We start from the raw sequence: 1,948 nt of genomic DNA on the forward strand, positions 1-1,948 counted from the left end.
GCCCGCGTCAGTACGACCCCGGGCCCCCGCGCCGTCAGGGACCTCCGCCCGAGCGTCCGGCACAGCACCGTCCCCGCCCACAGGGTCCGCCGCCGGAGGGCACCGAGTTCATCCGCCGCGACGGCAGGCCCACTGCCGGTCCGGCGCGCTCGGCCGCCGCACAGCAGGCGTGGTCGCAGGCTCCCGAACCCGGATCGGCGAAGTCCGACACACCCACGCCATCCGAATCGACGCGTCAGTACTCGCGTTCCCAGGACGATCCACCGGGCCGCACCGGGTACGCCCCGCGGCAGCAACCGGAGCCGTTCACCGAGGAGCGCAGGCAACCGGCAGCACCGGCGCAGCGGGCTCTGCGTCGACCCGAACCCGTTCGGCCGCAACGTGACTCTCGGCCGCCGAAGGTCGCGAAGCCGCGGAAGCGCAGACGCTGGGGTCGACGCTTCCTGATCGTGTTGCTGGTCCTGGTGCTGGGAATCGGCGGCGTCGTCTACTACGTCGACAGCTCGTTGACGCGCGTGGACGCCCTCACCTCGTATCCCGGGCGCATCGGCGACACCCCCGGCACCAACTGGCTTCTCGTCGGGTCGGATTCGCGAGCGGGCCTGACGCCGGAGCAGGAAGCCGCGCTCGCAACCGGCGGCGAGGTGGGCCCGAGCCGCACCGACACGATCATTCTCATCCACATCCCCGAGGGCAGCGGCGCGCCGACGATGGTCAGCCTGCCGCGCGATTCGTACGTGTCGATTCCGGGCAACGGCCAGGACAAGCTCAACGCGGCCTTCGCATTCGGCGGGCCGCCACTGCTGGTCCAGACGGTCGAGGGTGCAACCGGTGTGCACATCGATCACTACGCCGAGATCGGATTCGGCGGCTTCGCCGGGATCGTCGACGCGGTCGGTGGAGTCAACGTATGCGTGCAGAATGCGATCGACGATCCGTTGGCGGGCATCAACATCGCCGCCGGCTGCCAGGATCTCACGGGAGCCGAGGCGCTCGGATTCGTGCGATCCCGCGCGACGGCACTGGCCGATATCGACCGGATGAACAATCAGCGGGCGTTCATGTCCGCCCTCTTGGAAAAGGCAACCAGCGCTTCGACTTTCCTCAACCCGTTCAAGTTGTGGCCGTTGGTGTCCGATACCGCGTCGTCGTTGAGCGTCGACGAGGGAGATCACATCTGGAACCTCGCCGCACTCGCCTGGGCGATGCGCAGCGGTCCGGTGACCACGACGGTCCCCGTCGGCGGATTCCAGGACTCCGACGTCGGAAACGTATTGCTGTGGGACGACACTCGCGCTCCCGCGTTCTTCGACGCCATCGCGCAGGATCGCGAAATACCTCCGGAACTGCTGACCGGCGGGCCCTGACGACCCTGAATGTAAGTTGTGGACCATGACATCGCCGTCTGCCCAGCCCGCCGCAACACCCGGTACGTCGTTCCACGATCTGCTGCGCGCCCAGGTGCGGCACGAGTTCACTGCTTCGCAGCAGTACGTCGCGATCGCGGTGTGGTTCGACCGCAACGACCTGCCACAGCTGGCCACGCGTTTCTACGCTCAGTCCGCCGAAAAGCGTCGGCACGCCATGATGATGATCCGCTTCCTCATCGACAATCGGCTCGAAGTCGATGCGTCGGGCATCGACGACGTGGTGACGGGATTCCAGTCGGTCGTCGAACCGGTGGAACTGGCGTTGGCCCAGGAGTCGACGGTGACCGAGCAGATCAGCGCGTTGGCGCGTGCTGCCCGGGCCGAGGGCGACTACATCGGCGAGCAGTTCACCCACTGGTTCCTCACCGAGCAGGTCGAGGAGGTGGCGGCGATGCAGAGCCTGCTCAACATCGTCCGCCGAGCCGGATCGAACCTGTTCGACATCGAGCAGTACGTCGCTCGCGAGATCGGTTCCACGGTGATCCGCGCCACCAATGCCCCCAAAGAAGCCGGAAGAG

The 1,948-nt window shown here is 67.2% G+C and carries 2 protein-coding genes; both read left to right on the forward strand.

Annotated elements, in window-relative coordinates; all coding sequences use genetic code 11:
* Window positions 1-110 precede the first annotated feature (110 nt).
* Window positions 111-1,367, forward strand: coding sequence for an LCP family protein (locus A2J02_RS01010; RefSeq protein ID WP_231911393.1), 1,257 nt, complete (start codon window positions 111-113; stop codon window positions 1,365-1,367).
* Between the two features lie 25 nt (window positions 1,368-1,392).
* Window positions 1,393-1,948 (forward strand): ferritin (locus A2J02_RS01015; protein ID WP_068045609.1); only part of this gene is annotated, 556 nt, incomplete at its 3' end.

The sequence above is a fragment of the Rhodococcus sp. EPR-147 genome, assembly GCF_001647185.1.
In the GTDB taxonomy this organism is placed as follows: domain Bacteria; phylum Actinomycetota; class Actinomycetes; order Mycobacteriales; family Mycobacteriaceae; genus Rhodococcoides.